Source organism: Pseudoxanthomonas sp. 22568, assembly GCF_052044485.1.
Classification (GTDB): Bacteria; Pseudomonadota; Gammaproteobacteria; order Xanthomonadales; family Xanthomonadaceae; genus Pseudoxanthomonas_A; species Pseudoxanthomonas_A beigongshangi.
On record NZ_JBQENC010000002.1, the window covers coordinates 168086 to 193767 of the forward strand.

Below are 25682 nucleotides of genomic sequence, written 5' to 3' on the forward strand. Positions count from 1 at the left end.
GGTGTGCGCGGGTTGCCGCAATGCTTGAATTCCCTCGCTGGAAATACGTCGTCATCCTGCTGGTCGTTGCGCTGAGCGTGTTCTACGCCCTGCCCAACATCTACCCGCAGGATCCCTCGGTACAGATCACCCCGAACCGCGGATACGCGGTGGACGCGGCGTTGCGGCAGAAGGTCGAGGCCAGCCTCAAGGAGGCCGGCGTGGCCACCAAGGCGCTGGACGACCAGGATGGCAAGAGCCTGCTGGTCCGCCTGCCGGGCCTGGATGCGCAGACCAAGGCCAACGACGTCCTGCGCGGCGCGTTGGGCGAGAACTACGTGGTGGCGCTGAACCTGGCCTCGACGGTCCCGGACTGGCTCAGCCGGTTCGGCGCCCGCCCGATGGTGCAGGGCCTGGATTTGCAGGGCGGCGTGCACTTCGAGTTGCAGGTCGACCAGAAGGCCGCGCTGGACAAGCGCGTCGACGCCTACGTCGAGGACGCCCGCCTGACCCTGCGCGACAACCGCATCAAGTACCAGTCGGTCGAACGCCGTCCGGACAACAGCATCGCCATCGCCCTGGCCCCGGGCGAGGATGCCAACAAGGCGCGCGACCTGCTGGCCAAGACCCTGGTCGCCTCGTCCAATGCCGGCGGCACCGGGCTGGCGGGTGGCGGCGCCCTGACCTATGACGTGGAAGGCGAGCGCATCACCATCGTCCTGCCGGAGAGCGAACTGAACCAGATCGCCGGCAGCGCCATCGAGCAGAACATCACCACCCTGCGCAACCGCGTGAACGAGCTGGGCGTGGCCGAGCCGATCATCCAGCGCCAGGGCAACGATCGCGTGGTCGTGCAGCTGCCGGGCGTGCAGGACACCGCCGAGGCCAAGCGCATGATCGGCGCGACCGCCACCCTGGAGTACCGCGCAGCGGTCGACGGCAACGCCTACGACGCGGTCGCCAGCGGCAACGTGCCGCCGGAGGCGCGGGTGTACTACCGCCGCGAGCTGGGCCCCGATGGCAAGCCGATCCCGATCCTGCTGAACAAGCGCGTGATCGTGTCCGGCGACCAGATGGTCGGCGCGCAGACCTCGACCGACCAGAACGGCCTGCCGGCGGTCAACGTCACGCTGAACAACATCGGCGGCCAGCGCATGTTCGACTTCACCAGCGCCAACGTGAACAAGCCGATGGCGGTGGTCTACATCGAGCGCATCCCGCAGGTGGATATCGTCAACGGCGAGGAAGTGCGCAGCACCCGGATCAAGGAAGAAGTGATCTCGGTGGCCAACATCAATGGCGTGTTCGGCAAGAACTTCATCACCACCGGCCTGGAAAAGACCGAGGCCGACGGCCTGGCCAAGCTGCTGCGCGCCGGCTCGCTGGCCGCGCCGATGGACTTCATCAACGAGCGTGTGGTCGGTCCCAGCCTCGGCAAGGAGAACGTCGAGCGCGGCACCAAGGCGGTGATGTTCTCGTTCCTGTTCGCACTGGCTTTCTTCCTTGTCTATTACCGGGTGTTCGGTCTGCTGACCTGCATCGCGCTGCTGCTCAACCTGGTGATGGTGGTGGCGGTGATGTCGCTGTTCGGCGCCACCATGACCCTGCCGGGCTTCGCCGGCCTGGCGCTGTCGATCGGCATGTCGGTGGACGCGAACGTGCTGATCAACGAACGCATACGCGAGGAATTGAGGGCGGGGGTGCCACCGCTGGCGTCCATCGCCACCGGCTACGACAAGGCCTCCGGCACCATCTTCGACTCGAACATGACCGCGCTGCTGGCCGGCGTGGCGCTGTTCGCCTTTGGCACCGGCCCGCTGAAGGGCTTCGCCGTCACCATGATCGTCGGCATCCTGACCTCCGTGTTCACCGCCGTGACCGTGTCGCGCGCGCTGGCCACGCTGATCTACGGCCGCCGCCGCAAGCTGAAGTCGCTGGCCATCTGACGAGAGCAACCGAACCATGAAACTCTTTCCGCTGCATCTCGTTCCCAACGACACCAACATCGACTTCATGCGCCTGCGCTGGGTGTCGCTGGCGGTCGCCCTGATTCTCGCGGTGGTCGCCGTCGGCGCCATGGCGTTCAAGGGCTTCAACTACGCGCTCGATTTCACCGGCGGCATCATGGTGGAACTGCGCTTCGACAACCCGCCGGACGTGGATGGCGTGCGTGAGCGCCTGGAAACCTCCGGTTACCAGGGCGCGCAGGTCCAGACCTTCGGCAGCGGCCGGGATCTGCTGGTCCGCCTGCAGCCTCGCGAAGGCCAGACCGATTCGGAAGCCGCCAACCGCACCGCCACCGAGGTGGTGAAGCTGGCGTCCTCGGCGGAGAACCCGGCGACCAAGCTGCGCAGCGAAATCGTCAGTCCGCAGGTCGGCAAGGAACTGGCCATGAACGGCCTGTACGCGCTGATCTTCGTGGTGGTTGGCTTCCTGATCTACATCGCATTCCGGTTCGAATGGAAATTCGCGCTGGCGGCGATCTTCACCACCCTGCACGACGTGCTGATCTGCGCCGGCTTCTTCGCCCTGACCGGGCGGGAGTTCGACCTGACCGTGCTGGCGGGCCTGCTGTCGGTGATGGGTTTCTCGATCAACGACACCATCGTGGTGTTCGACCGCGTGCGCGAGAATTTCCGCTCGCTGCGCGTGGATCCGGTCGAGGTGCTGAATCGTTCGGTCAACCAGACCCTGTCGCGCACCATCATCACCTCGTTCGTGGCGTTCCTGACCGTGCTGGCGCTGTACATCTACGGCGGCGGTTCGCTGGAAGGCATGGCGATCTCGCAGATGATCGGCATCGTGATCGGCACCATCTCCTCGATCTTCATCGCTTGCCCGCTGCTGACGATGGGCTTCATGAAGGTCACCAAGCAGGATCTGATGCCCAAGGCCAAGGACGAGGCGGCGCTGGCGCGGAGGCCCTGAGGGCCGAGATTCGGGAGTGGGGATTCGGGATTCGATAGTTTCCCTGTCCAGCTACAAGAACAAGGCCGCGCATCGCGCGGCCTTTTTTTGTAGAGCGGAGCTTGCTCCGCTGATGTTCATCCGGACAAGGCGGAGCCGAGCGAGCTCGGCTCTACGGTGGGCTCAGCCCTTGGGCGGGTCGAAGCTGGCGGCGTAGCCGGAGCTGACGATGGTCTTCTGCAGGGCTTCGGCCACCTTGATGTTGCCGGCGACGATCTGGCGGGAGGCCGGGCCACGCCCGTCCATGCGCGGGGTGGCCGCGCCGCGGAAGTCGCAGATGCGGCCGCCGGCCTCGCGCACCAGCAGCACGCCGGCGGCGATGTCCCAGTCCTTCACGCCGGCTTCGAAGTAGGCGTCCAGGCGGCCACAGGCCACGTAGGCCAGATCCAGCGCGGCCGAACCGGTGCGGCGGACGTCCTCGGCCTGGACCAGCAGTTCGCGCACGCATTCGAGCTGGGCGCCGGCACGGGCGCGCTCACGCGGCGGGAAGCCGGTGCTGATGACGGTGCCGGCCAGATCCTTGCGATCGGCCACCCGGATCTTGCGCTCGTTGAGCTGGGCGCCGGCGCCGCGGCTGGCGGTGAACAGGTCGTTGCGCAAGGGATCGAAGATCACCGCGTCGGTGGGCTCGCCGTTTTCGACCAGCGCGATCGATACGCAGTAGTGCGGGAAGCCGCGCAGGTAGTTGCTGGTGCCGTCGAGCGGGTCGATGACCCAGGTGTAGCGGCTCTGGCCCTGGATGCCGCCTTCCTCGCCGACCACGGCGTAATCGGGATAGGCGCGGCGGAGTTCCTTGACGATGACCTTCTCGGCATCGGCGTCCACTTCGCTGGCGTAGTCCATCCGGTCCTTCTGCACCACGTTCAGCGCGTCCAGCTTGTTGATGCTGCGCAACAGGACGTTGCCTGCCAGTCGGGCGGCTTTGACCATGACGGTGACGGCGGGTTTCTGCATGGCTTCGGACCTCGGAACAGGCAGGGGGCGGTATGGACGGTGGAAAAGAACGGCGCGGCGCAGGGGCCGGCGCGCACAGTTTAACATCTGCGCCCATGAACACTCCCGAATTCCCGCTTTCCGCGGCCGACCGGCTGCGCATCGTGCTGGTCGGCACCCAGCATCCCGGCAACATCGGCGCCGCCGCGCGCGCCCTCAAGACCATGGGGCTGGCCCGGCTGGTATTGGTCGCCCCCGAACAGTTCCCGGCCGAGGAGGCCAGCCGCCGCGCCGCCGGGGCCGACGATCTGCTGGCCGACGCCCGGGTGGTCGCCACCCTGGCCGAAGGGGTGGCCGACTGCCGCTACGTGCTGGGCTGCACCGCCCGCAGCCGCCGGGTGCAACTGGAGGAATTCGAGCCGCGCCAGGCCGCCGCCCAGGCGGTGACGATGGCCGCGCAAGGCGAGGTGGCGCTGGTGTTCGGCCGCGAACGCACCGGCCTGACCAACGAGGAACTGCAGCTGTGCCACGCTGCCGTCCACATTCCGGCCAATCCCGAGTACAGCTCCCTGAACCTGGCCGCCGCCGTGCAGGTGCTGGCGTATGAGCTGCGCCTGGCATTGCGCGGGCAGGCCTCGTCGCCGGCGCCGGAAAGCCGCCACCCCGACGACGCGCCGGCCAGCCACGCGCAACTGGAAGGCTTCTTCGCCCAGTTGGGGCAGACCCTGGATGAGATCGATTTCCACAAGGGCCGCACGCCGGATTCGGCGATGCGCAAACTGCGTCGCCTGTTCCTGCGCGCGGACCTGAGCGAACAAGAGGTGAGGCTGTTGCGGGGCGTGCTGGCGGACGCCCAGCGGATGGCCCGCTTGGCCGACGGGCGCACGTAATCTACTGTCCCAAAGTCACAATTTCGGCTAGGCTCCCACCACCTTTTCGAAGGATTCTCCTCGTTGCCTACGTCCCGGTTCGCATTCGTCCTGACGCTGATCGGGGCGTTCCTCCTGCCGGGTGCCGTGGCGCCGGCCGATGCCGCCGGTGGCGATGATCACGTGCTTGTCCTGGGCCGCATCAGCGACGATCCCAAGGCCCACTACGAACAGCTCAAGCCGCTGCTGGACTACGTGATCCCGCGCATGCGCGATGTCGGCATCACCGAGGGCCGCATCCTAATGGCGCGCGACACCCAGCAGATGATCAGCTACCTGCGCCGGGGCCGGGTGGACTGGGTGACCGAAACCGCCGGCACCGCGATGCGGTTGCAGGACCGGGCCGGCGCAAAGCCGCTGGTGCTGACCGAGCGTGGCGGGGTGGGACGCTACCACGGCGTGTTCTTCGTGCGCCGCGACAGCGGCCTGGAGAACCTGCAGGACCTGAAGGGCAAGGCGATCGCGTTCCAGAACACCGCTTCCACCAGCGCCTATTTCGCGCCGGCGGTGGAATTGCTGGATGCCGGCCAGCGGCTGGAGATCCTGCTGTCGCCGATGGATCGGCCGGCCCCGGATTCGGTCGGCTATGTGTTCGCCCGCACCGAACTGAACATCGCGGCCTGGGTCCACAAGCGCTTGGTCGATGCCGGCGTGGTAAGCAGCCTGGACTGGAACGACGCCCGCCGCATCCCGCCCTCGTTCCGCAACGACTTCCGCATCATCCACGAAACCCCCGAGTATCCGCGCGCGCTGGAGATGGTGCGTGGCGATCTGGAGCCGGCGGTCGAGGCGCGCCTGCGCGAGGTGCTGCTGCAGGCCGCCGAAGATCCGCAGGCGCGCGAGGCGATGCGGCTGTTCTTCCGCACCACCGCCTTCCTGCCGGTGGATCCCGACTCGCGGCGTGCGCTGGAGCACCTGCGGCAGGGCGTGGGCCGCGTGCGCGAGCAGGTCGAATGAAGAACAACCTACGTTTTGGCCTGGAAGCGCGCTTCCTCACCGCCATGACCATCATGCTGGCGGTGGTCATCGGGTTGCTGGCGACCCTGCTGCACCGGCAGAAGGCGATGCAGCAGGAAGTGGCGGGCGTGGCCCGCGAGGCCATGCACGGCATGGCCGAGGACAGCCTGCGCCGGCATGGCGGCGCCACCGTCGAGCAACTGGCCGACGCCCTGGCCAATCCGCTGTACTACTTCGATCTGGACACCATCGGCACGCTGGTCCGTTCCGCGCAGAAAGAGCCGGACGTCAGCTATGTGCTGGTCTACGACCCGCAGGGGCGGATCATCCACGACGGTTCCGAGGAAATCGCGGTCTACGGGCAGCAGATGAGCGACCCGCTGGCCTACGAGGCGATCAGCACGCCGGAACTGCATACCCAGTGGTCGCCGCAGATCGTCGATATCTCGGAGCCGATCATGATCGGCAACCAGCGCATCGGCGGGGTACGGGTGGGCTACTCGCTGGATTCGGTGCGCGGACACGAGGATCGCGCCGTCGCCGCGGCGCGTACACGGCTGGAGGAACTGGGACACCGCCACCTGATCTGGGTTTGGGCGCTGTTGGCCGCGCTGGTGGTGGCCTGCGTGGCCATCATGGTCTACGCCCAGCGCACCCTGGTGCGTCCGATCCGGCAACTGGCCGAAGCTGCGCACGCCATCGAGGTGGGCAACTACAACGGCGAACGCCCGGTCAGCCACCGCAACGACGAGGTCGGCGAACTGGTGCGTGCCTTCAGCAGCATGAGCGACAGCATCGCCCGCCACGATCGCGACGTGCGGCGCATGGCCTACACCGATTCGCTGACCGGCCTGACCAACCGGCTGGCGTTCCGCGAGAGCCTGGATCACCGGCTGATGATGCTGCGCGGCGCCGGCCGCCAGTTGGCGCTGCTGTTCGCCGACATCGACGACTTCAAGAGGGTCAACGATACCCTCGGCCACGAGGCCGGTGACGAGGTGCTGCAGCAGTTCGCCAACCGCATCCGCGAGGCGGTCGAGCAACTGGGCGGCGACGACGCGATGCTGGCACGCTTCGGCGGCGACGAGTTCGTCATCCTGATCCAGGACGGCGACGTGCGTTCGGTGGCGACCCGGCTGGCCGAACAGTTGGTGACCGAGCTGGGCCGGCCGCTGGTGATCCAGGATCGACAGGTATTCCTGGGCACGTCGATCGGCATCACCCTGTTCCCCGAGGACGCCTCCGGCGCCACCGCGCTGATGAAGAACGGCGACATCGCCATGTACCAGGCCAAGGTGGCCGGCAAGAACTGCTACCGCTTCTACAGCCGGGCGATGGATCAGGCGGTGGAGCGGCGGGTGCGGATGGAGCAGGAACTGCGCGGCGCCTGGGAGCGCGGCGAACTCAGCCTGCTGTACCAGCCGGTGTTCCGGCTGTCCGACAGCCGCATCGTCGGCGCCGAGGCGCTGCTGCGCTGGCAGCACCCGGAGCTGGGGATGGTGGCGCCCTCGGTGTTCATCGACGTGGCCGAGCAGAGCGGCCTGATCGAGAGCATCGGCCCGCGCGTTCTGCGTGCGGCGTGCACGGCGGCCGCGCGCTGGAGCGCGGATCGGGATCCGATGGATCAGCTGTTCGTGTCGGTCAACGTCTCGCCGCGCCAGTTGCGCAGTGGCGATCTGCCGGAGGTCGTGGCCGAATGCCTGCGCGAAACCGGGCTGGCTTCCTCGCGGCTGCACCTGGAACTGACCGAGACCGCGGTGATCGCCGACGAGGCGCACGCCAGTGCGCTGCTGGCGACCCTGCACCGCACCGGGGTGAAGGTCTGGCTGGACGATTTCGGCACCGGCTTCTCCGGACTGAGCCACCTGCGCCGGGTACCGGTCGACGGCGTGAAGATCGATCGCAGCTTCATCGCCGACATGCTGCGCGATCCGGACGATCTGGCCCTGACCAGCGCGATCATCGCCATGGCCCATTCGCTGGGCATCACGGTGGTGGCCGAAGGCGTGGAGAAGGAAGGCCAGTTCAACATCCTGCGCGAACGCGGCTGCGATCTGGCCCAGGGCTATTGGCTGGGTTACCCGGTCACGGCTGCCGAGTTCGCCCAGCTCATTGCTTGAGCAACCCGGATCGATTCTCCTGTAGGAGCGACGTGGGTCGCGACCGTGCGCTTGCACCTGTCCGTATGGAACGGTATCCGGCTTTCATGGCCGAATCGGGTTGACGGTCGCGACTGACGTCGCTCCTACAACAGGCTCACGCGGATCAGGAAAACCAGCGGCCGAGGAATTCGGTGGTGGCGGCGACCAGGTGTCCGGACAGGAAGCCGAACACGATCACCGCGGTCCCGCCCGCCACCCAGGCCACCAGCATCAACGCGCCATCGCGTTCCAGCAGGGCCAGCGCGAACAGCAGCAACAGCACGCCGAACACGTAGTTGGTGAACGGAATCGGCAGGGCCAGCAGCAACCCCAGCAGGATCAGCAGCAGGCCGGTGAAGGAGAGCGCCAGCTTGTGATCGAGCACCGCGTGCAGGCGCGGGCGGATCAGTTTTTCCAGCCGTGCCAGCCACGGCGAGAGCAGGCTGCGGAAGGTGATCAGCGCGCTGCGGTGCGGACCGCGCCGGGCGATGAAGCCGGGCAGCCACAGCCGGGAGAGGCCGACCAGCAACTGCACGCCGACCAGGATCACCAGCGGACCGCCGATGGCACCGCCGACGCCCGGGATGGGAATGAACGCGGGCAGCACGCCGATGAACAGCAGCAGGCCGAACGCGCTCTGGCCGAAACCGGACAGCAGATCGCCCAGTTGCAGGACCTGGTTGGGATCGCCGAGCGCGAAATCGTCCAGCAGGGCGCGGGTCCCCGCGTGGGGCGGGTGGGATGAGGTGGAATCCATGGGTCAGGCCGCCGCGTCTTCGCCGGTTTCCTCCGGCAAGCGCTGCAGCAGCAGCTTGTCGACGCGCGCGCCGTCCAGGTCCACGACCTCGAAACGCCAGCCGTCCAGCTGGAAGGATTCGCCCACGTGCGGGATGCGGCCGAAGCGTTCGATCACCAGGCCGGCGATGGTGTTGTACTCGTCATCGTCGGGCAGGGTCACGCCCAGCAGTTCGCGCAGGTCATCGTTGGGCAGCGAGCCGTCCACCAGCAGCGAACCGTCGTCGCGCACGACCACCAGCGCGGCGTCCTCGTTGTTCTCCGCGGACTGCAGGCGTCCCACCACCGCGCCCATCAGGTCGCTGATGGTCACCAGGCCCTGGATTTCGCCGTATTCGTCCACCACCAGCGCCAGCGACTGCTGTTCCTCGCGGAAAATCTCCAGCAGCTTCATCGCATGGGTCGATTCGGACACGAACAGCGGCTCGCGCAGGTTGCGGAAAATCTCGGGCGATTTGTCGGCGAAGCGGTCCAGCAGCGACTTGACCTCCAGCACGCCGACCACGTCCTGGTCGCCGGCGCGATAGACCGGGAAGCGCGAGAACTGGGATTCGCGCATGACCTCGAGGTTTTCCTGGTAGTCGGCGGCGGTATCCAGCCAGACGATCTTCTTGCGCGGGGTCATCAGGCTGTCGGCGGTGCGATCGCCCAGGCGCATGACCCGGTTCATCATGTTGCGCTCGTCGACGTCGATCACGCCCTGCTCGTGGCTCTCGGTCACCAGCAGGCGGATTTCCTCCTCGGTCACCGCACCGCGGTTGTCGTCGCGGATGCCGAGCATGCGTAGCACGGCGCGGTTGATCGCGCCCAGCACGAACACCACCGGACGGGCGATGCGCGACAGCCAGTCCAGCGGGATGGCCACCATCGACGCGATGGCCTCGGCATTGGTCAGCGCCAGCCGCTTGGGAATCAGTTCGCCGAAGATGACCGAGCCGGCGGTGATCAGGGTGACCGCGGTACCGATGCCGATCGGGCGGGCGTACTGCTGGACGCCCGGCACCAGCTCGGCCAGCCAGCCGGCGATGATCGCGCCGATGGCGTCGCCGCCGAACACGCCGGCCAGGATGCCGATCAGGGTGATGCCGATCTGGACCGTGGACAGCAGGTTGTCCGGGTGCTCGGCCAGGTGCAGGGCCACGCGTGCCCCGCGGCTTTCCTGGGCCATCTGCTTGAGCTTGAGCTTGCGCGAGGTCATCAGCGCCATCTCCGACAGGGCGAAGAAGGCGTTCAGGATGATCAGGGCGATGACGATCAGCAGTTCAAGCACGGCGGCCCTCCGTCATGGCCGGAGAGGGCGCCGCCGGGGATGCGTATCGCGGGCGACAGTGCGAGGGGGAGGTAGGGTCGTCTTCCATAGGGTGCACCCTCGGGTGCCGGAGGAGTGTACCAAACCCGGACCGGAGGGCCGCAGAGGGGGCTTTCCAGGGTCGGGATGGGGCCTGGCCGTCGCCAGGACGGTCACTAAACGGTCATAATTCCGCCCCTAAAGCCGTCCGCCCCGTGACGGCGGGATTTCCCCGATGTTCTCGCTGCAGACCATTTTCGGCTCCGGCCAGCAGTTCTACACCCTGCTCGAAGAGGCTTCCCAGGCCGCCCTGGACAGCGCCAAGGCCCTCCACGCCATGATGAAGGAAAGCGACCGCCAGCCGGCGCTGGACGCCTTCAAGCTGGCCCGCCTGCGCGAGCGCGCCACCTCGGACAAGATCAGCCAGGCGCTGGTGGACAGTTTCATCACCCCGATCGAGCGCGAGGACATCGAGGCGCTGGGTTCGGCCCTGTACAAGATTCCCAAGCAGATCGAGAAGTTCGCCGATCGCTACTCGCTGGCCCTGCAGCACCTGGAAGGCATCGACTTCGCGCCGCGCGCGGCGATGCTGGAGCAGGCCGCCGCGGTGGTGGTGGAGATGGTCCACGAACTGAAGAAGATGAACATCGATCGCATGACCGCGCTCAACGAGAAGCTGCGCGCGATCGAGAACGAGGCCGACCGGCTGATGCTGGAGCTGTACCGCGACATCTATTCCGGTCGCCTGGACCACCTGCAGATGTTCCTGCTCAAGGAGTTCTTCGAGATCCTGGAAAAGGCCATCGACCGCTGCCGCGAAGCCGGCGTGGTGGCCTACCAGATCGTGCTGAAGAACAGCTGAGGACCGGCCCATGCTGACCCTGGTCCTGGTGGTGATCCTGGCCGCGCTCGTGTTCGAGTTCATCAACGGCTTCCACGACACCGCCAATTCCATCGCCACCGTGGTCGCCACCAAGGTGCTCTCGCCCGGACAGGCGGTGATGCTGGCGGCAATCATGAACCTGGTGGGCGCGTTGACCGGCACCGCGGTCGCCAAGACGATTGCCTCCGGCCTGATCGACACCGGCGTGGTCGAGGTCACCTCGCAGGTGATCCTGTGCGCGCTGCTGGGCGGCATCGTCTGGAACCTCATCACCTGGTGGAAGGGCCTGCCGTCCTCCTCCTCGCATGCGCTGATCGGCGGCCTGTGCGGCGCCGCGCTGGCCGCTGCCCACAACGACTGGGGCGCGCTGATCTGGTCCGAAGCGGTTGGCGACTGGACCAAGAACAAGGGCATCCTGTGGAAGGTGGTGGTGCCGATGATCAGCTCGCCGATCGCCGGCTTCCTGCTCGGCATCGGCGTTATGCTGCTGCTGTGGGGCCTGATCGCGCTGCTCTCGCGGGCGACGGGCTGGCTGCGGCGGCTGGCCCGTCCGAACTTCGTCAACAAGTTCTTCGGCAAGGCGCAGATCATTTCCGCGGCCTACATGGGCTACGCGCACGGCCACAACGACGCGCAGAAGACCATGGGCATCATCGCGCTGACCCTGTTCGGCGCCGAGGCCTCGGGCGCGCTGAACGACCTGCCGGACTGGCTGGCGTTCCTGCATCCGGGCAGCGCCGGCGAGCAGGACATCGCGACCTGGATCGTGCTGACCTGCGCGGTGGTAATGGCACTGGGCACCGCCTCGGGCGGCTGGAAGATCATCAAGACCCTCGGCCACAAGATGGTCAAGCTGCATCCGATCAACGGCTTCGCCGCGGAAACCAGCTCGGCCACCATCCTGACCGTGGCCGCGCATTTCGGCATGCCGGTCTCCACCACCCACAGCATCTCCACCGCCATCATGGGCGTTGGCTTCGCCAAGAACCCGCGCGCGCTGAAGTTCAGCGTGGTCGAGCGGATCATCTGGGCCTGGATCCTGACCATCCCCGCCGCCGGCGGCATCGCCTATGGCCTGTTGAAGTTGCTGCAGGCGATTGGGTGGGCCTGATACGGGAATGGGGAATGGAGAATCGGGAATCGTAAAGGCGCGGCTGACACAGCTTTTGCTTTGACGATTCCCTATTCCCAATTCTCGATTCCCGCCTTCAGAGCAAATCCCCTTCGGCGGAAAGCGCGCGTTCCATGCGGTCGCCCAGGCCGCCGATTTCCAGCACCAGGCGGTCGACTTCGGCCGGGGTCAGGCCGTCGTAGGGGCGGTTTTCGCATAGTTGCAGGTACGGCACGCCGTCGAGTTCGCCGATGGCGAGGTAGCCGACGCTGCTGTGCCAGTTGAAGCCGAGCGCGCGGCGGGCGTCGACGCCGGTGATCGGCGCGATGACCGTGCTGACCCGCAGGTAGCTGCGCTCGTCGTCGTTGCTCAGTTCGGACAGGAAGATGGCCTGGTGCCGGCTACCGCTGTCCAGCGACAGTTCCACGCAGGCCACATAGGGTTCCTGCACCGACACCCGGTAGCCGGAGGTGGTCAGGTGGCTGCGGATCTGTTCGAAATTCTTCATGGCGTGGCGGACTCGGGAAATTCCAGAACCGTATGGTAGGCCGGTTTGCGGTGGCCGGGGTAGCCAGCGGGCGGGGCACGCGCCACACTTCCGGCATTCACCGACCGGAACGCCCCGCATGGCGGAAGCCACGCCTGAAGCGAAGATCCTCGCGGCCATCCGCGCGATTCCACGCGGCCAGGTGGCCGGTTATGGCGAGGTCGCGCGTCGCGCGGGGCTGCCGGGCCGGGCGCGGCTGGTGGCGCGCATTCTCAGCAACAACGACGACGCGCGGCTGCCCTGGCACCGGGTCCTGCGTTCGGACGGCCGCATCGCGTTTCCCGAGGGTTCGAAGGGCTACCGCGAACAGAGCCAGCGGCTGCGTGCCGAAGGCGTGAGGGTCGAGCAGGGGCGGGTGCGCGGGGTGAAAGCTGCACGCACGCTGGACGAGGCGCTGTGGGGACCGCCGGGCGGCTGAAACTCCGCGGTTATCATGGGCCCGTTCCCGAAGGATGCGAGCCATGTTCCCTCCCGTGCTGCCGGTTACCCGCGCGCTGCTCATCGCCAATGTGGTGGTGTTCCTGCTCCAGAGTTTCCTGGGCGATGCCGTCACTGCTCCATTCATGCAGTGGCCGATCGATTTCACTGGCAACGCAAGCGACTTCGGCCGCTATGCGTTCATGCCCTGGCAGCCGCTGACCAGCGGTTTCATGCATGCCAGCCTGCCCCACCTGCTGTTCAACATGCTGGCCTTGTGGATGTTCGGCTCTCCGCTGGAAGCAACCTGGGGCGAGAAGCGCTTCACCACCTACTACTTTGTCTGCCTCATCGGTGCCAACCTGTGCCAGTTGCTGGTGAGTTCGTGGGTATTCTCTGGCGGTGGCCCCGCGGTTCCCTCACTGGGCGCCTCGGGTGCGGTGTTCGGCCTGTTGCTGGGTTACGGCATGCTGTTCCCGAACCAGCGCATGATCGTGTTTCCGATTCCGATGGAGATCCGCGCCCGCACGCTGGTGATCATCTACGGCGCGCTGACGCTGCTGTTCGGCATCACCGGCATGCAGTCAGGCGTGGCCCACTTCGCCCATCTCGGCGGCATGATTTTCGGCTGGCTGATGATCCGCTACTGGCGCGGGCAGCCGCCGTTCGGCAAGCGCCGGCCGCCGGGGCCGAGGATGCGGATCGTCAAGTAATCGATCCGAACGGACGGCACTCCTCCCGGGGAGGAAGCCGCACAAAGAAAAACGACGCGTTTTCCGCGCCGTTTTTTTGTTGGCTTTTCCGGCCCGCCGTTTCAGCGCCACTTGCCGATCAGATCCGCGTCCTTGCGCTGCATCGGCTGGCCCGGCTTGCAGCTGAAGGCCTGGCCGAATGTCGCCTGGTTGGACAGCGGCGCGTTGGTGCGCCAGACGCCCGGCGCACGCACGTCGGTGGCGGCGCGCTGGGCGGCCTCGGCGGCGTCCATGCGTTGCGCCCACAACTGCGCCCAGGCGGTGTAGAACGACTGCTTGGCGGGGACGGCGGCCTGCGGCTCGGCGGTGATGAAGGCATCCCACGCCAGTTCGACACCGGCCAGGTCGGCCAATGCCTCGTCCTGGACCAGCCTGCCGTTGACCTTGACGTTCTTCAGTTCGGGATAGGCGAACGCGTCGTACTGCGCCGCGATCTTCGCGCCGATGGCGTTCCAGGCGGTCAGCTCGGAGGCGGTCCACCAGTCGCGCAGTTCGCCCTTGGCGTCGACCATGCGGCCCTTGTTGTCGAAGCCGCGGCTGAGCTCGTGGCCCACCAGCGCGCCGTAGGCGCCGTACTGGCCGGCGGCATCGCGCTGCGGATCGAACACCGGTGCCTGCAGCACCGCGGCGGTGACGATCAGGCGGTTCTGTGCCAGGTCGTAGGCCAGCGCGGGCTGCTGCGGCAGCACGTCCCAGCGGCGATCCGCATTGCCCTTGCCGATCCGCTTCATCTCCTCGCGATGGCGCCAGGTCGAGGCGATCAGCATGTTGCCGCCGAAGCTGCCGCGGCCCATCGGCTGCACGCTGTAATCGACGTCGCGGTGCGGCGTGCCGACTTCGATCTTGAGCTTGCCCAGCTTGGCCTTGGCTTCGGCCTTGGCGCCATCGCTGAGCCAGGTGGCGCGTTCGACCGCGCGGCCCAGCGCGTCGCGGACCTGGGCGGCGATCGCCTCGGCCTGCTGGTCGCTGGACCTGGGCAGGTAACGCTCGGCGTACTCCTTGCCCAGCATCGGGCCGGCGGCCAGGTTGATTGCGCCCAGCACCTGCTGCCAGCGGGCCGGCGGCATGGTCTCTCCGCGCAGGACCTTGCCGCGGAACTCGAATTCGGCGTCGCGGAACGACTTGGCCAGGTACGGGGCCATGGCATCGCCGACGCGCCAGCGCAGGTAGGCCTTCCACTGGTCCGGCTTGAGGCTGGCGACCAGCGTGTCGATCTGCTTGAACAGCGCCGGATCGGCGATCGACACGGTGTCGTCGCTGACGCCCTGGGCCTTGAGGAAGGCATCGATCTGCAGGTTGCGGTATTGCTTGCCCAGTTCCTTGGTGGTGACCGGGGCGAAGTTGGACAGCGGATTGCGCAGGTCCAGCAGCGGCTTGGAAACCTGCGCCAGGCGGGTTTCCAGATCCAGCACCGCCTGCGTGTCGGCGTCCAGGCGATTCTGCGCGGTGCCGGTGAGGGCGAGGATCTGCTTCACGTAGGCGCGATAGCGATCCATCACCTGTTTGGTGTCGGCGTCATTGCGGGTGTAGTAGGCGGGATCCGGCAGGCCCAGGCCACCTTGCATGAAGTAGCCGATGTGGCGATCCAGCGCACGCAGGTCCACGTCGGGGCTGAAATTGAAGGCGACCGGAATGCCGACCTGGTGCAGCGCCGCGATCGCCGGCGCGACGTCCTTGGCCTTCTTGATGGCGTTGATGCGATCCAGCAGCGGCGCGATCGGCTTGGCGCCGTCGGCTTCCACCGCGGCTTCGTCCAGGCCACTGGCCCAGAAGTCGCCGAGCAGCTTCTGCACGTGTCCCTGCGGCGACTGCATCGCCGCCTGCAGCAGGTCGCGCTGCTGCTGTTCCGCGCGCTCGCGCAGCTGGCCCAACGCGCTGGTGCCCGGCGTGGCGTTGGCCTTCAGCCAGTCGGCATTGGCATGGGCATAGAAATCGCTGCAGGCGGGGCTGACGGCGGGAGCGCGCGGCGCCTTCTTCTTGGCGGCTTCGGCCTGCGGGATGCCCAGCGCGGCGATCAGGGCGAAGGCGAGCAGGGAGGGATGGCCAAGGGCGGCGCGGGTCTTCGACATCAGGGAATCCGGGGTGTTGGAGTTGGCGGATTCTAGCAAGCAGGGCTGGCACTCCCTGAACGCGGCGCACACTTCCAGGGCAGGTCCGGAAACGAGGAAGGCCCGGGAATTCCCGGGCCTTCGAGGGTACCGCCGGACGTAGTCCGGATTACCAGATCACCACCTGCTTGTCGCCGTCGCGGACCATGGCGTCGCCGGCCTTGCACTGGAACGCCGCGGCGAACGCCGGCAGGTTGGACGGGGCACCGATGGCGCGGAAGTTGGCCGGCGCGTGCGGGTCGGTCTTCAGGCGCACGGTCAGTTCTTCCGGGGTGAAATTGCGACGCCACACCGTGGCCCAGTTCAGGAAGAAGCGCTGGTCGCGGGTCAGCCCGTCGGTCTTCGGATCCGGGGTGGCCTCGGTGGCCTTCTTCATCGCTTCGTACGCGGTCGCCAGGCCGCCCAGGTCGGCGATGTTCTCGCCCAGGGTCAGGCTGCCGTTGACCTTGCCGCCGCCTTCGGTGGTGTAGCCGTTGAACTGGTTGACCAGCTTGCCGGTGAGGCCGGAGAACGCCTTGGCGTCGCCGTCGGTCCACCACACTTCCATGTTGCCGGTCGGCCCGAAGCGCGAGCCCTGATCGTCGTAGCCGTGGATCATCTCGTGGCCGATCACCGCGCCGATGCCGCCGTAGTTCATTTCATCCGAGGCGTTGGGATCGAAGAACGGCGGCTGCAGGATGGCGGCCGGGAACACGATCTCGTTCTGCAGCGGGTTGTAGTAGGCGTTGACCATCTGCGGCGGCATGCCCCATTCGGTCTTGTCCACGGGCTTGCCGATCTTGCCGAGGTTCCACTTGTAGTTGAATTCCTGCGCGGCCAGCACGTTGCCGATGTAGCTGTCGCGGCTGGTGGCCAGGCCGGTCCACTCGCGCCACTTGTCGGGATAGCCGATCTTCGGGGTGAAGGTTTCCCACTTGGCGATGGCCTTCTGCTTGGTCTCCGCGCTCATCCACGGCAGGTTTTCCAGGCGGGTCTTCAGCGCGGTGCGCAGGTTGCCGACCAGGGTTTCCATCTTGGCCTTGGACTCGGCCGGGAAGGCGACCTTCACGTACATCTGGCCCAGCGCTTCGCCGGCCTCGCCTTCCACGGTGTCGAGCACGCGCTTCCAGCGCGGCTTGATTTCCTTCTGCCCGCGCAGGGTCTTGGCGTAGAAGTTGAAGTTCTCGTTGACGAAGGCGTCGCTCAGGTACGGCGAGGCGCCGTCGACGGTGTGGAAGCGCAGGTAGGCGCGCCAGATCGCCGGGTCGGTGTCGCCCAGCATCTTGCTCACTTCCTGGTGGAAGCCCGGCATCGCCAGCGAGAACTTGTCCGCCTTCACGCCCTGCGATTCGAAGAACCGGGTCCAGGAGAAATTCGGGGTCAGCTTGTCGGCGTCGGCCAGGGTGACCGGGTTGTAGTACAGCGAGACGTCGCGCGAGAGTTCCTCGCTGGTCTTGGATGCTTTCGCCAGGCGGGTTTCGAACGCGACCACGTCCTTGGCCTGCTTGGCGGCGTCGGCGACGGCCACGCCGGACAGTTCCAGCACCTTGGCGATGTGGGCCTCGTAGGCCTGCAGCTTTTCCTTGTTCTCGGCCTTGGTGTAGTACTCCGGATCCGGCAGGCCCAGGCCGCCCTGGGAGGCGTAGGCCAGCACCATCGAGGAATCCTTGAAATCGGCTTCGCCGCCGAAGCCGAACAGGAAGTTGCGGCCCTTGGCGGCATTGGCGCTCAGGTATTCGACAATCGCTTCCTTGCCGGCCAGGCCGTCGATCGCGGCCAGATCGGCCTTGATCGGCTCGATGCCCTGGGCGTTGACCTTGGCTTCGTCCATGCCGGTGGCCCACAGGTCGCCGACGATCTTCTCCACGCCGGTGGCGTTGGCATGCGCGGCGGCCTGTTCGGCCAGCTGACGCTGCACGGCGGTGGAACGCTCATCCAGCATTTCGAACGCGCCCCAGCTGGTGCGATCGCCCGGGATGGCGTTGGCGGCCAGCCACTTGCCGTTGGCGTAGCCGGTGAAATCGGCGCAGGCGTTCTTGCTGGTGTCCAGATCCGAGACCAGGAAGCGGTTCACCGGCGGCAACTTGCTCTCGTCCAGCTTCAGCTGCAGTTCGCCGCTGTCGGCGCCGGCCTTGGCGGCGGCGTCGGGGGAGGCGGCTTCGTTGGGCTTGGAACAGCCGGCGAGGGCCGCGGTGACGGCCAGGGACAAGAGAAGCATCTGCGGTTTACGGAAGGTCACTTTCAACTCCGGCCCGGGTGGGCATTGGGATAGGTCTGTCCAGACGGACGTGCGCGGACTCTACTCCCCGCCCGGAAAGGCGGGGGGTGTCGAAGGTCATGGTACGGGGCCGGCCATTGCCGGGGCGTCATGGCCACGGTGGCCGGTCATGCTAGGGTTGGGCGGACATTGCGAGAGCCGAGAATGCGGATCGAATTCCATGGCGCGGCCGGCGAGGTGACCGGCTCGATGCATCTGCTGCACGCGGGCGGCAGGCGGATCCTGCTGGACTGCGGGATGCTCCAGGGCAGCCGCGAGGCCGAGGCCCGCAATGCCGATCCGTTCCCGTTCGAACCGTCGTCGCTGGACGCGCTGGTGGTAAGCCATGCCCACATCGATCACATCGGTCGGATTCCGCTGCTGGTGCGGCGCGGATTCCGGGGGCCGATCCATGCGCAGGCGGCCACCGCCGAACTGATGCCGGTGATGCTGATGGACTCGGCCTCGTTGGCCGAAGCGGACGCCGAACGCGCCAACCGGCGCCGCCGCGACGGCGAGCCCGAGATCCAGCCGCTGTACGGACGCGAGGACGTGCAGGCGGCGATGGCACAGGTACGGCCGCTTGCATACGACCAGCGACAGCCGATCCTGGCGGGCGTGGACATCGCCTTCCGCGATGCCGGCCATATCCTCGGTTCCAGCATCGTCGAGATCTGGGCCGATGATCGCAAGCTGGTGTTCTCCGGCGATCTGGGCCAGAAGGGCACGCCGATCCTGCGCGATCCTTCGCCGGTGCGCGACGCGGACCTGGTGCTGATGGAGTCCACCTATGGCGATCGCAACCATCGCGATCGTCCGGCCACGGTACGCGAGCTGGGCGATGTCCTCGAGCAGGCCTGGGCCGATCGCGGCAATGTGCTGATACCCGCGTTCGCGGTCGGCCGCAGCCAGGAACTGCTGTACTGGTTCGCGCGCCATTGGGACGAGTGGAACCTGTCGCGCTGGCGCGTGTTCCTGGACAGTCCGATGGCGGGCAAGGTCGTGCAGATATACGGGCGCCACCACGAACTGTTCGACATGGAAGCGCAGGAAGTCTGGCGCGGCTCGCCCAATCCGTTCCGGCTGCCCAACCTGCACATCACCGAAAGCACCGCCGAATCGATGGCGATCAACCAGATCACCAATGGCGCGATCATCATCGCCGGCTCGGGCATGGCCAACGGCGGTCGCATCCAGCACCACCTGGCCCACAACCTGGATCGGCAGCGCACGCACGTGGTGTTTGTCGGTTACCAGGCCGAGGGCACGCTGGGACGGCGGCTGGTCGATGGCGCGCGCTGGGTACGCATCCACGGTCGCGACCACCGGGTCAATGCGCGGTGCCACACCATCGGCGGCCTGTCCGCGCATGCGGATCAGGCCGGATTGCTGGCGTGGTACGGCGGCTTCGAACCTTCGCCTCCGGTGGTGCTGGTGCATGGCGAGGACCGCGCGCGCGAGGCGCTGGCCGGCGAAATCGGCGAACGCTTCGGAGTGACCGCGGAACTGGCGCGGCCGGGCATGCAACTGGACGTCTGAAAACACTCGCGACCGGTGCGCCGGTCGTCAGGGCGTCGCGGCGGCGTGGCTCACACTGCGGTTGCGACCGGCCTGCTTGGCCTGGTACAGCGCCGCGTCGGCGCGTTCGAACACTTCCGCCGAATCCAGGTTGTCGCCGGCCTGGGTGGTGTGGATGCCGATGCTGGCGGTGAATGGCGGCGCATCGAGGGCACGCTCGGTGCGGGCGGCCAGATTGGCCAGATCGACATGGATGGTGGTGGCGATGGTGGCGGCCGCCTGCGCGGAGGTTTCCGGCAGCAGCACCGCGAATTCGTCGCCGCCCAATCGCGCGATCACGTCGCGCGGGCGGCGCGCGCGTCCGCGCAGCACGCGCGCCAGCAGCCGCAGCACCGCGTCGCCGCTGGCGTGTCCCTGGCTGTCATTGAGCTGCTTGAAGTGATCGATGTCCAGCAGCAGCAGCGACATCGGCAGGTGGGTGCGCTGGATCGCGCGCAGTTCCTGTTCCAGCGCATGGTTGAACTTGTTGCGGTTGGCCAGCCCGGTCAACGGGTCGGTCTGGGCGGCGCGCTGGGTGCGGCGAATCAGGCGGTATACCCATACCGACGCGCCGGTCGCCAGCACCAGCAGGGTGGCCGAGGCGGGGAACCACAGCCGCGCGAACTGCAGCAGCAACAGGGACAGCAGCAGGGTCAGGGCAATCGTGGCCAGCGCCGGCCGCCAGATCTGGCGGAACGCCGGGAAGCCGCACAACACCATCGGCAGCGATACCAGCAGGATCGACAGCAGCAATTGCGCGCCCAGCGACATCGGGGTGATGGCGGTGCCCTGGATCAGCATGTTGAGCACGTTGGCCTCGTACTCAACGCCGGTCAGTCCGCGTCCGCCGCGCTGGCCCGGCACGTTGACGGTGTCGCCCATTCCCATCGCGGTGGTGCCCACCAGCACCCAGCGTCCCTGCAACAGCGAGGCCGGCACGCGCTGGTGGATGACGTCGGTGTAGGAAACCTGGGCGAATCCGCCCGGAGGACTGGCGTAGGGAACCAGCACGCGGTGATCGCGCACCCAGCGCTGCGGCGAGGCCTGGTCCTGATCCGACAGGCGTTCGCCGGGCAGATCATCGTTCTGGGCCAGCGGCTGATCCAACTGGCTCAGCGCCAGCGCCAGGGCCGGCCAGCGCGGAGAACCCTGGCCGGCGCGCAGATAGGCGCTGCGCACCACGCCATCGTCGTCCGCCGCCAGGTCCACGTGACCCAGTGAAGCGACCGATGCGGAGAATTCCGGGATTGGCAGCAGTTCCACCAACGGCCCGTTGGCCTGGGTCGCCTCGGCCAGCACCGGCAACACCACCTTGCCGTGGCGACTCATGGCACGCGCCAGCAACGCATCGCCCTCGGGGTCGAACAGCGCCGGTTCGGACAGCAGCAGATCCAGGCCGATGCCACGCACGCCGATGCGTCCGAGTTCGTCGATCAGGCGCGCATGCTGGCGCCGCGACCACGGCCAGCGACCCAGTTCGCCCAGGCTCTTTTCGTCGATGGCGACGACGACGATGCGATTGTCCGCTTCCTGCGAGACCAGCGGGCCGAGCCGGTCGTACAGCCATTGATCCATCCGCGCGACCAGGCCGGTCAGGATCAGGCAGGCCACGATCGCCGATGCGCCGAGCGCGATCAGCAGGCGGCTCCTGGGCTTGGAGGTCGAGGGCGGGGGGATCATAGGCTCAGCAGGAGCAGGACCGCGCCCGCTCCGGCACCGATCCGGCACAGCCGACAGGGCAGCTTGACCTTCTGCGCCGGCGCGAACTCGCCGGTTTCCCCGTCGGTGTCGATGGCCTGCGCGCGCAGGTACCAGGTTCCGCCGGCCAGCTTGGACACGGTGATTTCGGGCTGTTCGACGACCTCGTCGACGCGCAGCTTGTCAAACGACGGCGAACGCGACATCTGGAAGCGGTAGCGCTGGCCCGGCTGGCCCGCGCGCCAGTGGAAACTGATGCCTCCGGCGCGTGCGCCATCCTTGTCCAGATCGATGTCGTCGATCGGATCCAGCGGGCGGACCGTGAACTCGATGGCGTCTCCAAATGGCCCCTTCTTCCCCTGGGCATCGATGCTGCCCACCCGCCAATAGTACGCGCCGGGCGGCAACGGCTCTGCGACGGTGATCGCTTCTCCGCGCACCTCGTCCCCTCGCGCGACCGGGGCGCGGAACTCGGGGTTGTCCGCCACTTCGTAGCGGTAGCGGTGGGCTTCCGGCGCCTGGGTCCAGCGCAATGCCGGACGGTTCTGGCGGACCAGGCCGCCGGCCGAGGGAGTGATGGCATACGGCGGCACGGGCCGGCCTTCGATGGCGAACGCGGCGTCGGCATCGCGGCCTTCCAGGCCGCCGCCATCAATCGCGCTGACCCGAAGGTGGTACTGGCCCGGCTCCAGCACCGGGGCGGTGACCGACGGCGTGCCGCTGGCGAGATCGGCGACGAGCGCCGCAAAATCCGGGTGCGGGCTGATCAGGACACGATAGCCCGCGGCGCCGGCGACCGCGGGCCAGGCGAACTGCGGGCGCACACTGTCCTGGTGCGCGGCGATCGACGAAAGGTCCGGCGCGGGCAGCAGCGCGATCGGCTGCAGCGAATCGCCTCCCCCGGTTTGCGCGTGCGTGCCGAAGCCGGGCTTGAGCAAGGTCGCATGCCGGCCGACGGTCACCGCGACGCGTCCGTCCAGCACCTCTGCCTGGGTACCCTGGTCACCGCTGTGGATGCGGAAACGGGTGCCGCGCACGGCGGAGGAAGCGGTGGGCGTGTCGACGATGAAGCGGGAACCCGGACCACGCAGATGGCGGACTTCGTTGTGGACGTGGCCGCGCTGCAGGCGCAGGCGGGTGTCGACCATGCCGGTGCGGCCGTAGCGGGTCAGCCGGTCCAGCACCAGTTCGCTGCCCTCGCGCAGGCGCAGGCGGGAGCCATCGGCGAACTGCAGGCTCAGCGATGCGCCCGCGGCGGTCAGCAGGCGGCTGCCTGCTCCCAGTTCCATGCCTTCGTTCACCGCTTGCGAGGTGCCGGCGCTGGTCACGGTGGTGGCCTTGCCGATCAACGCCACCACCCGCGCCCGCGCCGGCTGCTGGCGCAGCCAGGTCAGGGGAATGCGCAGGCGGGTGCCCGGCGCCAGCCGGTAGGGATCGGCGATGCGGTTATGCTGTTGAAGCCGATGCCAGTCGACTCCGGGTTTGAGATAGGCGCCGCCCAGATCCCACAGGGTGTCGCCCGGGCGGACCCGGTAGACCCAGTCTTCGGCGAACGCGGGGACGCAGGCCAACGCCAGGACCAGCAAGAGCCCCGCGCGGAATCCCATTCCCCGGACCAACGTCGTGATCGCCAAGCCTGTTCCCTGCCATCCAGTTTGCATGCTGAATCACAATTATAGGCGAGCCGGCCTCCCGGCTGTGGCCGCTGCGGGCCCCGGCTTCCGTTTAGGCGTTCCGGCCGGAGCGGGGGCATGAGCGACTCCTCCCGGGACGTCCTGCTGGTCGGTGGAGGCCACAATGGCCTGGTCTGCGCGACCTATCTGGCCAGGGCGGGCCTGGGGGTGACCGTGCTGGAACGCCGCGCGGTGCTGGGTGGCGCCGCGGTCACGGAGGAGTTCCACCCCGGTTTCCGCAATTCGGTGGCTTCTTATACGGTCTCGCTGCTGCAGCCCCGGGTCATCGCCGAGCTGGAGCTTGCCCGCCATGGCCTGCGTGTGGTCGAGCGCCGACGCAACAACTTCCTGCCGCTGCCGGACGGCGGCTACCTGCTGACCGGCGGCGGCCAGACCCGGGCCGAGTTCGCCAAGTTCTCCGCCCGCGACGCCGAGCGGCTGCCGGCCTACGAGGCCCGCCTGGACGCGATCGCCGACGTGCTGCGCGCGCTGGCGCTGGAGCCGCCGCCCAACCTGACCGATGGCGGCTGGTGGAAAGCATTGCCGGAACTGCTGCGCACCGCGCGCCTGGGCCGGAAGCTGCATGCGCTGGACGAGACCCTGCGGCAGGAACTGCTGGATCTGTTCACCATCTCCGCCGGCGAATACCTGGACCGCTGGTTCGAGAGCGAACCGGTCAAGGCGCTGTTCGGTTTCGACGGCGTGGTCGGCAACTACGCCAGTCCGTACACGCCCGGTTCGGCGTACGTGCTGCTGCACCATGTGTTCGGCGAGGTGAACGGGGTCAAGGGCGCGTGGGGCCACGCCATAGGCGGCATGGGCGCGATCACCCAGGCGATGGCCGGCGCCGCGCGCGCGGCCGGGGTGGAACTGCGCACCGGTGCCGGCGTGCGCGAGGTGCTGGTGGAACGGGGCCGCGCGGTCGGCGTGGTGACCTCCGACGGCGAGACGCTGCGCGCCCGCGCGGTGGTCGCCAACGTCAATCCCAAGCTGTTGTACGAACAACTGATGCGCGCGGACGACGTACCCGCGCCCACCCGCGAGCGGATGGCGAACTGGCGCTGCGGCTCCGGCACCTTCCGCATGAACGTGGCGCTGTCGCGGCTGCCGGATTTCACAGCGCTGCCGGGCGAGGGCGATCACCTGACCGCCGGCATCATCCTGGCGCCGAGCCTGGATTACATGGATCGCGCCTATCGCGACGCGCTGGCGCACGGCTGGTCGCGCGAGCCGATCGTGGAGATGCTGATTCCCTCCACGCTGGACGATTCACTCGCGCCGCCGGGCCAGCACGTCGCCAGCCTGTTCTGCCAGCACGTGGCGCCGGTGTTGCCGGGGGGACGCAGCTGGGACGATCACCGCGAGGAAGTCGCCGATCTCATGATCGCCACGGTGGATCGCTTCGCGCCCGGGTTCGCCGCTTCGGTGCTGGGCCGGCAGGTTTTGAGCCCGCTGGACCTGGAACGCACCTTCGGGCTGATCGGCGGCGACATCTTCCACGGTGCGCTCTCGCTCAACCAGTTGTTCAGTGCCCGGCCGATGCTGGGGCAGGCTGGCTATCGCGGTGCGATTCCCGGCCTGTACCTGTGCGGTGCGGGCACCCATCCGGGCGGCGGCGTCACCGGCGCGCCCGGGCACAACGCGGCGCAGGTGATCCTGGCCGATCTGAAGTGAGGCTCAACGCTGGCGGAACAGATCCGCGATGGCGACGGCGGTGCGATAGGGCTCCGGATCGTTGCGGTTGCTCAGCAGGATGACGGTGAGCTTCTCCTTCGGATAGCGCACGATCACGTTGCGGAAGCCGATGCTCTCGCCGGAATGCCAGACCGCGTCGCCGTTGATGCGCCAGCCGAAGCCGTAGTACGGCACGTCCGGTTCCGGCGTGGGCGTGGCGTGGCTGAAGGCCAGGTCCAGCGATGTCTTCTTCAACAGGCGCTCGTCGTAGAGCGCCGCGTCCCAACGCGCCAGATCCCGGATCGAGGAATAGATGCCGCCGTCGCCCAGCACCGCGCTGGTCGGGCTCTGGTCGGTACGCTCCCAGCGGCCATCGGTTTCGCTGTAGCCGTAGGCGCGGTTGACCACGGTGGAGACGCCTTCCTCCAGCGCCAACGTGTCGGCCATGCCCAGCGGCAGGAAGATGCGCTGGCGCAGGAAGCTGGCGAAATCCTGCCCCGAGGCCTTGCCGACGATCAGCGCCAGCAACGCGTAGCCGCTGTTGCTGTAGCGGTACGAACTGCCGGGCGCGAAATAGGTGCGGTCCTGTCCTTCCAGGATGTGCAGTACGTCGATGTCGTGCAGCTGGCCCTTCAGATCGGCGGGCATCACGTCTTCGTAGTCGATCAGTCCGGAGGTATGGCTGAGCAGCTGGCGGATGGTGATGGCGTCGGCGGCGGCCGGCAGGGAAGGCAGCCAGCGCTTGACCGGATCGTCCAGCCGCAGCTTGCCGTCCTCGGCCAGCAGCAGGATGCTGGCGGCGGTGAACTGCTTGCTGATCGAGGCCAGTCGGTAGTTGGTCTCCGGCGCGGCGGGCACGCGATCTTCCAGGTTGGCCAGGCCGAAGCCGCGATCGACCACCGGCTGGCCGTCCTTCAGGACCAGCAGGGAGGCGCCCGGCACCTGGCCGTCGTAACGCTGCATCAAGCTGGCGATGGCGGCATCACGGCGGGCCTTTGCGTCACCGGCCGCGTCCGCCTGCGCATGCACGGTCATCG

The 25682-nt window shown here is 67.6% G+C and carries 20 protein-coding genes; 11 read left to right on the forward strand and 9 right to left on the reverse strand.

What is annotated here, in order from left to right; translation table 11 throughout:
• Positions 1-20: 20 nt before the first annotated feature.
• Both secD and secF read left to right on the forward strand, forming a co-directional pair.
• Positions 21-1925, forward strand: a complete 1905-nt coding sequence (gene secD / locus ACTJI2_RS03165) for a protein translocase subunit SecD (protein ID WP_192197501.1) — start codon at positions 21-23, stop codon at positions 1923-1925.
• Positions 1926-1941: 16 nt separating this feature from the next.
• Complete coding sequence (secF, locus tag ACTJI2_RS03170; protein WP_183643340.1) at positions 1942-2907, forward strand: protein translocase subunit SecF; 966 nt, start codon at positions 1942-1944, stop codon at positions 2905-2907.
• 162 nt (positions 2908-3069) lie between these two features.
• Here secF and ACTJI2_RS03175 read toward each other — a convergent pair whose 3' ends face one another.
• Positions 3070-3900, reverse strand: coding sequence for an inositol monophosphatase family protein (locus ACTJI2_RS03175; RefSeq protein WP_183643337.1), 831 nt, complete (start codon positions 3898-3900; stop codon positions 3070-3072).
• A gap of 95 nt (positions 3901-3995) precedes the next feature.
• Here ACTJI2_RS03175 and ACTJI2_RS03180 point away from each other — a divergent pair, with 95 nt between their 5' ends.
• The 3 genes from ACTJI2_RS03180 (at position 3996) to ACTJI2_RS03190 (ending at position 7885) form a co-directional block, all read left to right on the forward strand.
• The gene (locus tag ACTJI2_RS03180; protein WP_440841071.1) at positions 3996-4769 is read left to right on the forward strand and encodes an RNA methyltransferase; all 774 of its coding nucleotides are present in this window, start codon (positions 3996-3998) and stop codon (positions 4767-4769) included.
• Between the two features lie 63 nt (positions 4770-4832).
• Positions 4833-5765: a phosphate/phosphite/phosphonate ABC transporter substrate-binding protein gene (locus ACTJI2_RS03185; RefSeq protein ID WP_425504619.1), complete on the forward strand. Its 933-nt coding sequence runs from the start codon at positions 4833-4835 to the stop codon at positions 5763-5765.
• Entirely contained in the window at positions 5762-7885 is a 2124-nt protein-coding gene (locus ACTJI2_RS03190; protein ID WP_440841072.1) for a putative bifunctional diguanylate cyclase/phosphodiesterase, read from the forward strand. Before ACTJI2_RS03185 ends, ACTJI2_RS03190 begins: the two co-directional genes overlap by 4 nt.
• A gap of 145 nt (positions 7886-8030) precedes the next feature.
• Here the strand turns inward: ACTJI2_RS03190 and ACTJI2_RS03195 are convergent, their stop codons facing one another.
• Positions 8031-8663, reverse strand: a complete 633-nt coding sequence (locus ACTJI2_RS03195; RefSeq protein WP_183643327.1) for an exopolysaccharide biosynthesis protein — start codon at positions 8661-8663, stop codon at positions 8031-8033.
• 3 nt (positions 8664-8666) lie between these two features.
• A complete protein-coding gene (locus tag ACTJI2_RS03200) occupies positions 8667-9971 on the reverse strand; it encodes a hemolysin family protein (protein WP_183643324.1) in 1305 nt (434 codons plus the stop codon).
• Between the two features lie 253 nt (positions 9972-10224).
• Between ACTJI2_RS03200 and ACTJI2_RS03205 the strand changes: the two genes are divergently transcribed.
• Together ACTJI2_RS03205 and ACTJI2_RS03210 are read left to right on the forward strand one after the other, a co-directional pair.
• Positions 10225-10851, forward strand: coding sequence for a DUF47 domain-containing protein (locus ACTJI2_RS03205; RefSeq protein ID WP_183643321.1), 627 nt, complete (start codon positions 10225-10227; stop codon positions 10849-10851).
• Between the two features lie 10 nt (positions 10852-10861).
• On the forward strand, positions 10862-11983 hold the full coding sequence (locus ACTJI2_RS03210) for an inorganic phosphate transporter (protein WP_183643318.1): 1122 nt from the start codon (positions 10862-10864) through the stop codon (positions 11981-11983).
• Positions 11984-12080: 97 nt separating this feature from the next.
• Here the strand turns inward: ACTJI2_RS03210 and ACTJI2_RS03215 are convergent, their stop codons facing one another.
• A complete protein-coding gene (locus ACTJI2_RS03215) occupies positions 12081-12491 on the reverse strand; it encodes a hypothetical protein (RefSeq protein WP_141453614.1) in 411 nt (136 codons plus the stop codon).
• Between the two features lie 118 nt (positions 12492-12609).
• On the opposite strand from ACTJI2_RS03215, the gene ACTJI2_RS03220 reads away from it, so the two are divergent.
• Entirely contained in the window at positions 12610-12948 is a 339-nt protein-coding gene (locus ACTJI2_RS03220; RefSeq protein WP_183643315.1) for an MGMT family protein, read from the forward strand.
• 43 nt (positions 12949-12991) lie between these two features.
• A complete protein-coding gene (locus ACTJI2_RS03225) occupies positions 12992-13660 on the forward strand; it encodes a rhomboid family intramembrane serine protease (RefSeq protein WP_440841076.1) in 669 nt (222 codons plus the stop codon).
• 101 nt (positions 13661-13761) lie between these two features.
• Here ACTJI2_RS03225 and ACTJI2_RS03230 read toward each other — a convergent pair whose 3' ends face one another.
• A complete protein-coding gene (locus tag ACTJI2_RS03230) occupies positions 13762-15768 on the reverse strand; it encodes a M13 family metallopeptidase (protein WP_440841078.1) in 2007 nt (668 codons plus the stop codon).
• A 148-nt stretch (positions 15769-15916) separates the two neighbouring features.
• Positions 15917-18004 carry a M13 family metallopeptidase gene (locus ACTJI2_RS03235; protein ID WP_183643307.1) on the reverse strand — a complete coding sequence of 696 codons (2088 nt, stop codon included), beginning with the start codon at positions 18002-18004 and terminating at the stop codon, positions 15917-15919.
• Between the two features lie 204 nt (positions 18005-18208).
• Here ACTJI2_RS03235 and ACTJI2_RS03240 point away from each other — a divergent pair, with 204 nt between their 5' ends.
• A complete protein-coding gene (locus ACTJI2_RS03240; RefSeq protein WP_318288724.1) occupies positions 18209-19582 on the forward strand; it encodes an MBL fold metallo-hydrolase RNA specificity domain-containing protein in 1374 nt (457 codons plus the stop codon).
• A gap of 27 nt (positions 19583-19609) precedes the next feature.
• Here the strand turns inward: ACTJI2_RS03240 and ACTJI2_RS03245 are convergent, their stop codons facing one another.
• Both ACTJI2_RS03245 and ACTJI2_RS03250 read right to left on the reverse strand, forming a co-directional pair.
• On the reverse strand, positions 19610-21280 hold the full coding sequence (locus ACTJI2_RS03245) for a CHASE2 domain-containing protein (protein WP_192197511.1): 1671 nt from the start codon (positions 21278-21280) through the stop codon (positions 19610-19612).
• Positions 21277-22932 (reverse strand): FecR domain-containing protein, encoded by a 1656-nt coding sequence (locus ACTJI2_RS03250; protein ID WP_440841081.1) that lies wholly within the window; start codon positions 22930-22932, stop codon positions 21277-21279. Before ACTJI2_RS03250 ends, ACTJI2_RS03245 begins: the two co-directional genes overlap by 4 nt.
• Before the next feature lie 117 nt (positions 22933-23049).
• On the opposite strand from ACTJI2_RS03250, the gene ACTJI2_RS03255 reads away from it, so the two are divergent.
• Positions 23050-24645: a phytoene desaturase family protein gene (locus ACTJI2_RS03255; RefSeq protein ID WP_192197513.1), complete on the forward strand. Its 1596-nt coding sequence runs from the start codon at positions 23050-23052 to the stop codon at positions 24643-24645.
• 3 nt (positions 24646-24648) lie between these two features.
• Here ACTJI2_RS03255 and ACTJI2_RS03260 read toward each other — a convergent pair whose 3' ends face one another.
• Complete coding sequence (locus ACTJI2_RS03260) at positions 24649-25680, reverse strand: serine hydrolase domain-containing protein (RefSeq protein ID WP_192197850.1); 1032 nt, start codon at positions 25678-25680, stop codon at positions 24649-24651.
• Positions 25681-25682: the final 2 nt, after the last annotated feature.

Coding starts and splice junctions, on each gene's coding strand:
- ACTJI2_RS03210 (WP_183643318.1), top strand. CDS start 10,862: ATGCTGACCCTGGTCCTGGTGGTGATCCTGGCCGCGCTCGTGTTCGAG.
- ACTJI2_RS03235 (WP_183643307.1), bottom strand. CDS start 18,004: ATGCTTCTCTTGTCCCTGGCCGTCACCGCGGCCCTCGCCGGCTGTTCC.
- secD (WP_192197501.1), top strand. CDS start 21: ATGCTTGAATTCCCTCGCTGGAAATACGTCGTCATCCTGCTGGTCGTT.
- ACTJI2_RS03260 (WP_192197850.1), bottom strand. CDS start 25,680: ATGACCGTGCATGCGCAGGCGGACGCGGCCGGTGACGCAAAGGCCCGC.
- ACTJI2_RS03215 (WP_141453614.1), bottom strand. CDS start 12,491: ATGAAGAATTTCGAACAGATCCGCAGCCACCTGACCACCTCCGGCTAC.
- ACTJI2_RS03175 (WP_183643337.1), bottom strand. CDS start 3,900: ATGCAGAAACCCGCCGTCACCGTCATGGTCAAAGCCGCCCGACTGGCA.
- ACTJI2_RS03195 (WP_183643327.1), bottom strand. CDS start 8,663: ATGGATTCCACCTCATCCCACCCGCCCCACGCGGGGACCCGCGCCCTG.
- ACTJI2_RS03240 (WP_318288724.1), top strand. CDS start 18,209: ATGCGGATCGAATTCCATGGCGCGGCCGGCGAGGTGACCGGCTCGATG.
- ACTJI2_RS03255 (WP_192197513.1), top strand. CDS start 23,050: ATGAGCGACTCCTCCCGGGACGTCCTGCTGGTCGGTGGAGGCCACAAT.
- ACTJI2_RS03190 (WP_440841072.1), top strand. CDS start 5,762: ATGAAGAACAACCTACGTTTTGGCCTGGAAGCGCGCTTCCTCACCGCC.
- ACTJI2_RS03180 (WP_440841071.1), top strand. CDS start 3,996: ATGAACACTCCCGAATTCCCGCTTTCCGCGGCCGACCGGCTGCGCATC.
- ACTJI2_RS03225 (WP_440841076.1), top strand. CDS start 12,992: ATGTTCCCTCCCGTGCTGCCGGTTACCCGCGCGCTGCTCATCGCCAAT.
- ACTJI2_RS03230 (WP_440841078.1), bottom strand. CDS start 15,768: ATGTCGAAGACCCGCGCCGCCCTTGGCCATCCCTCCCTGCTCGCCTTC.
- ACTJI2_RS03205 (WP_183643321.1), top strand. CDS start 10,225: ATGTTCTCGCTGCAGACCATTTTCGGCTCCGGCCAGCAGTTCTACACC.
- ACTJI2_RS03245 (WP_192197511.1), bottom strand. CDS start 21,280: ATGATCCCCCCGCCCTCGACCTCCAAGCCCAGGAGCCGCCTGCTGATC.
- ACTJI2_RS03220 (WP_183643315.1), top strand. CDS start 12,610: ATGGCGGAAGCCACGCCTGAAGCGAAGATCCTCGCGGCCATCCGCGCG.
- secF (WP_183643340.1), top strand. CDS start 1,942: ATGAAACTCTTTCCGCTGCATCTCGTTCCCAACGACACCAACATCGAC.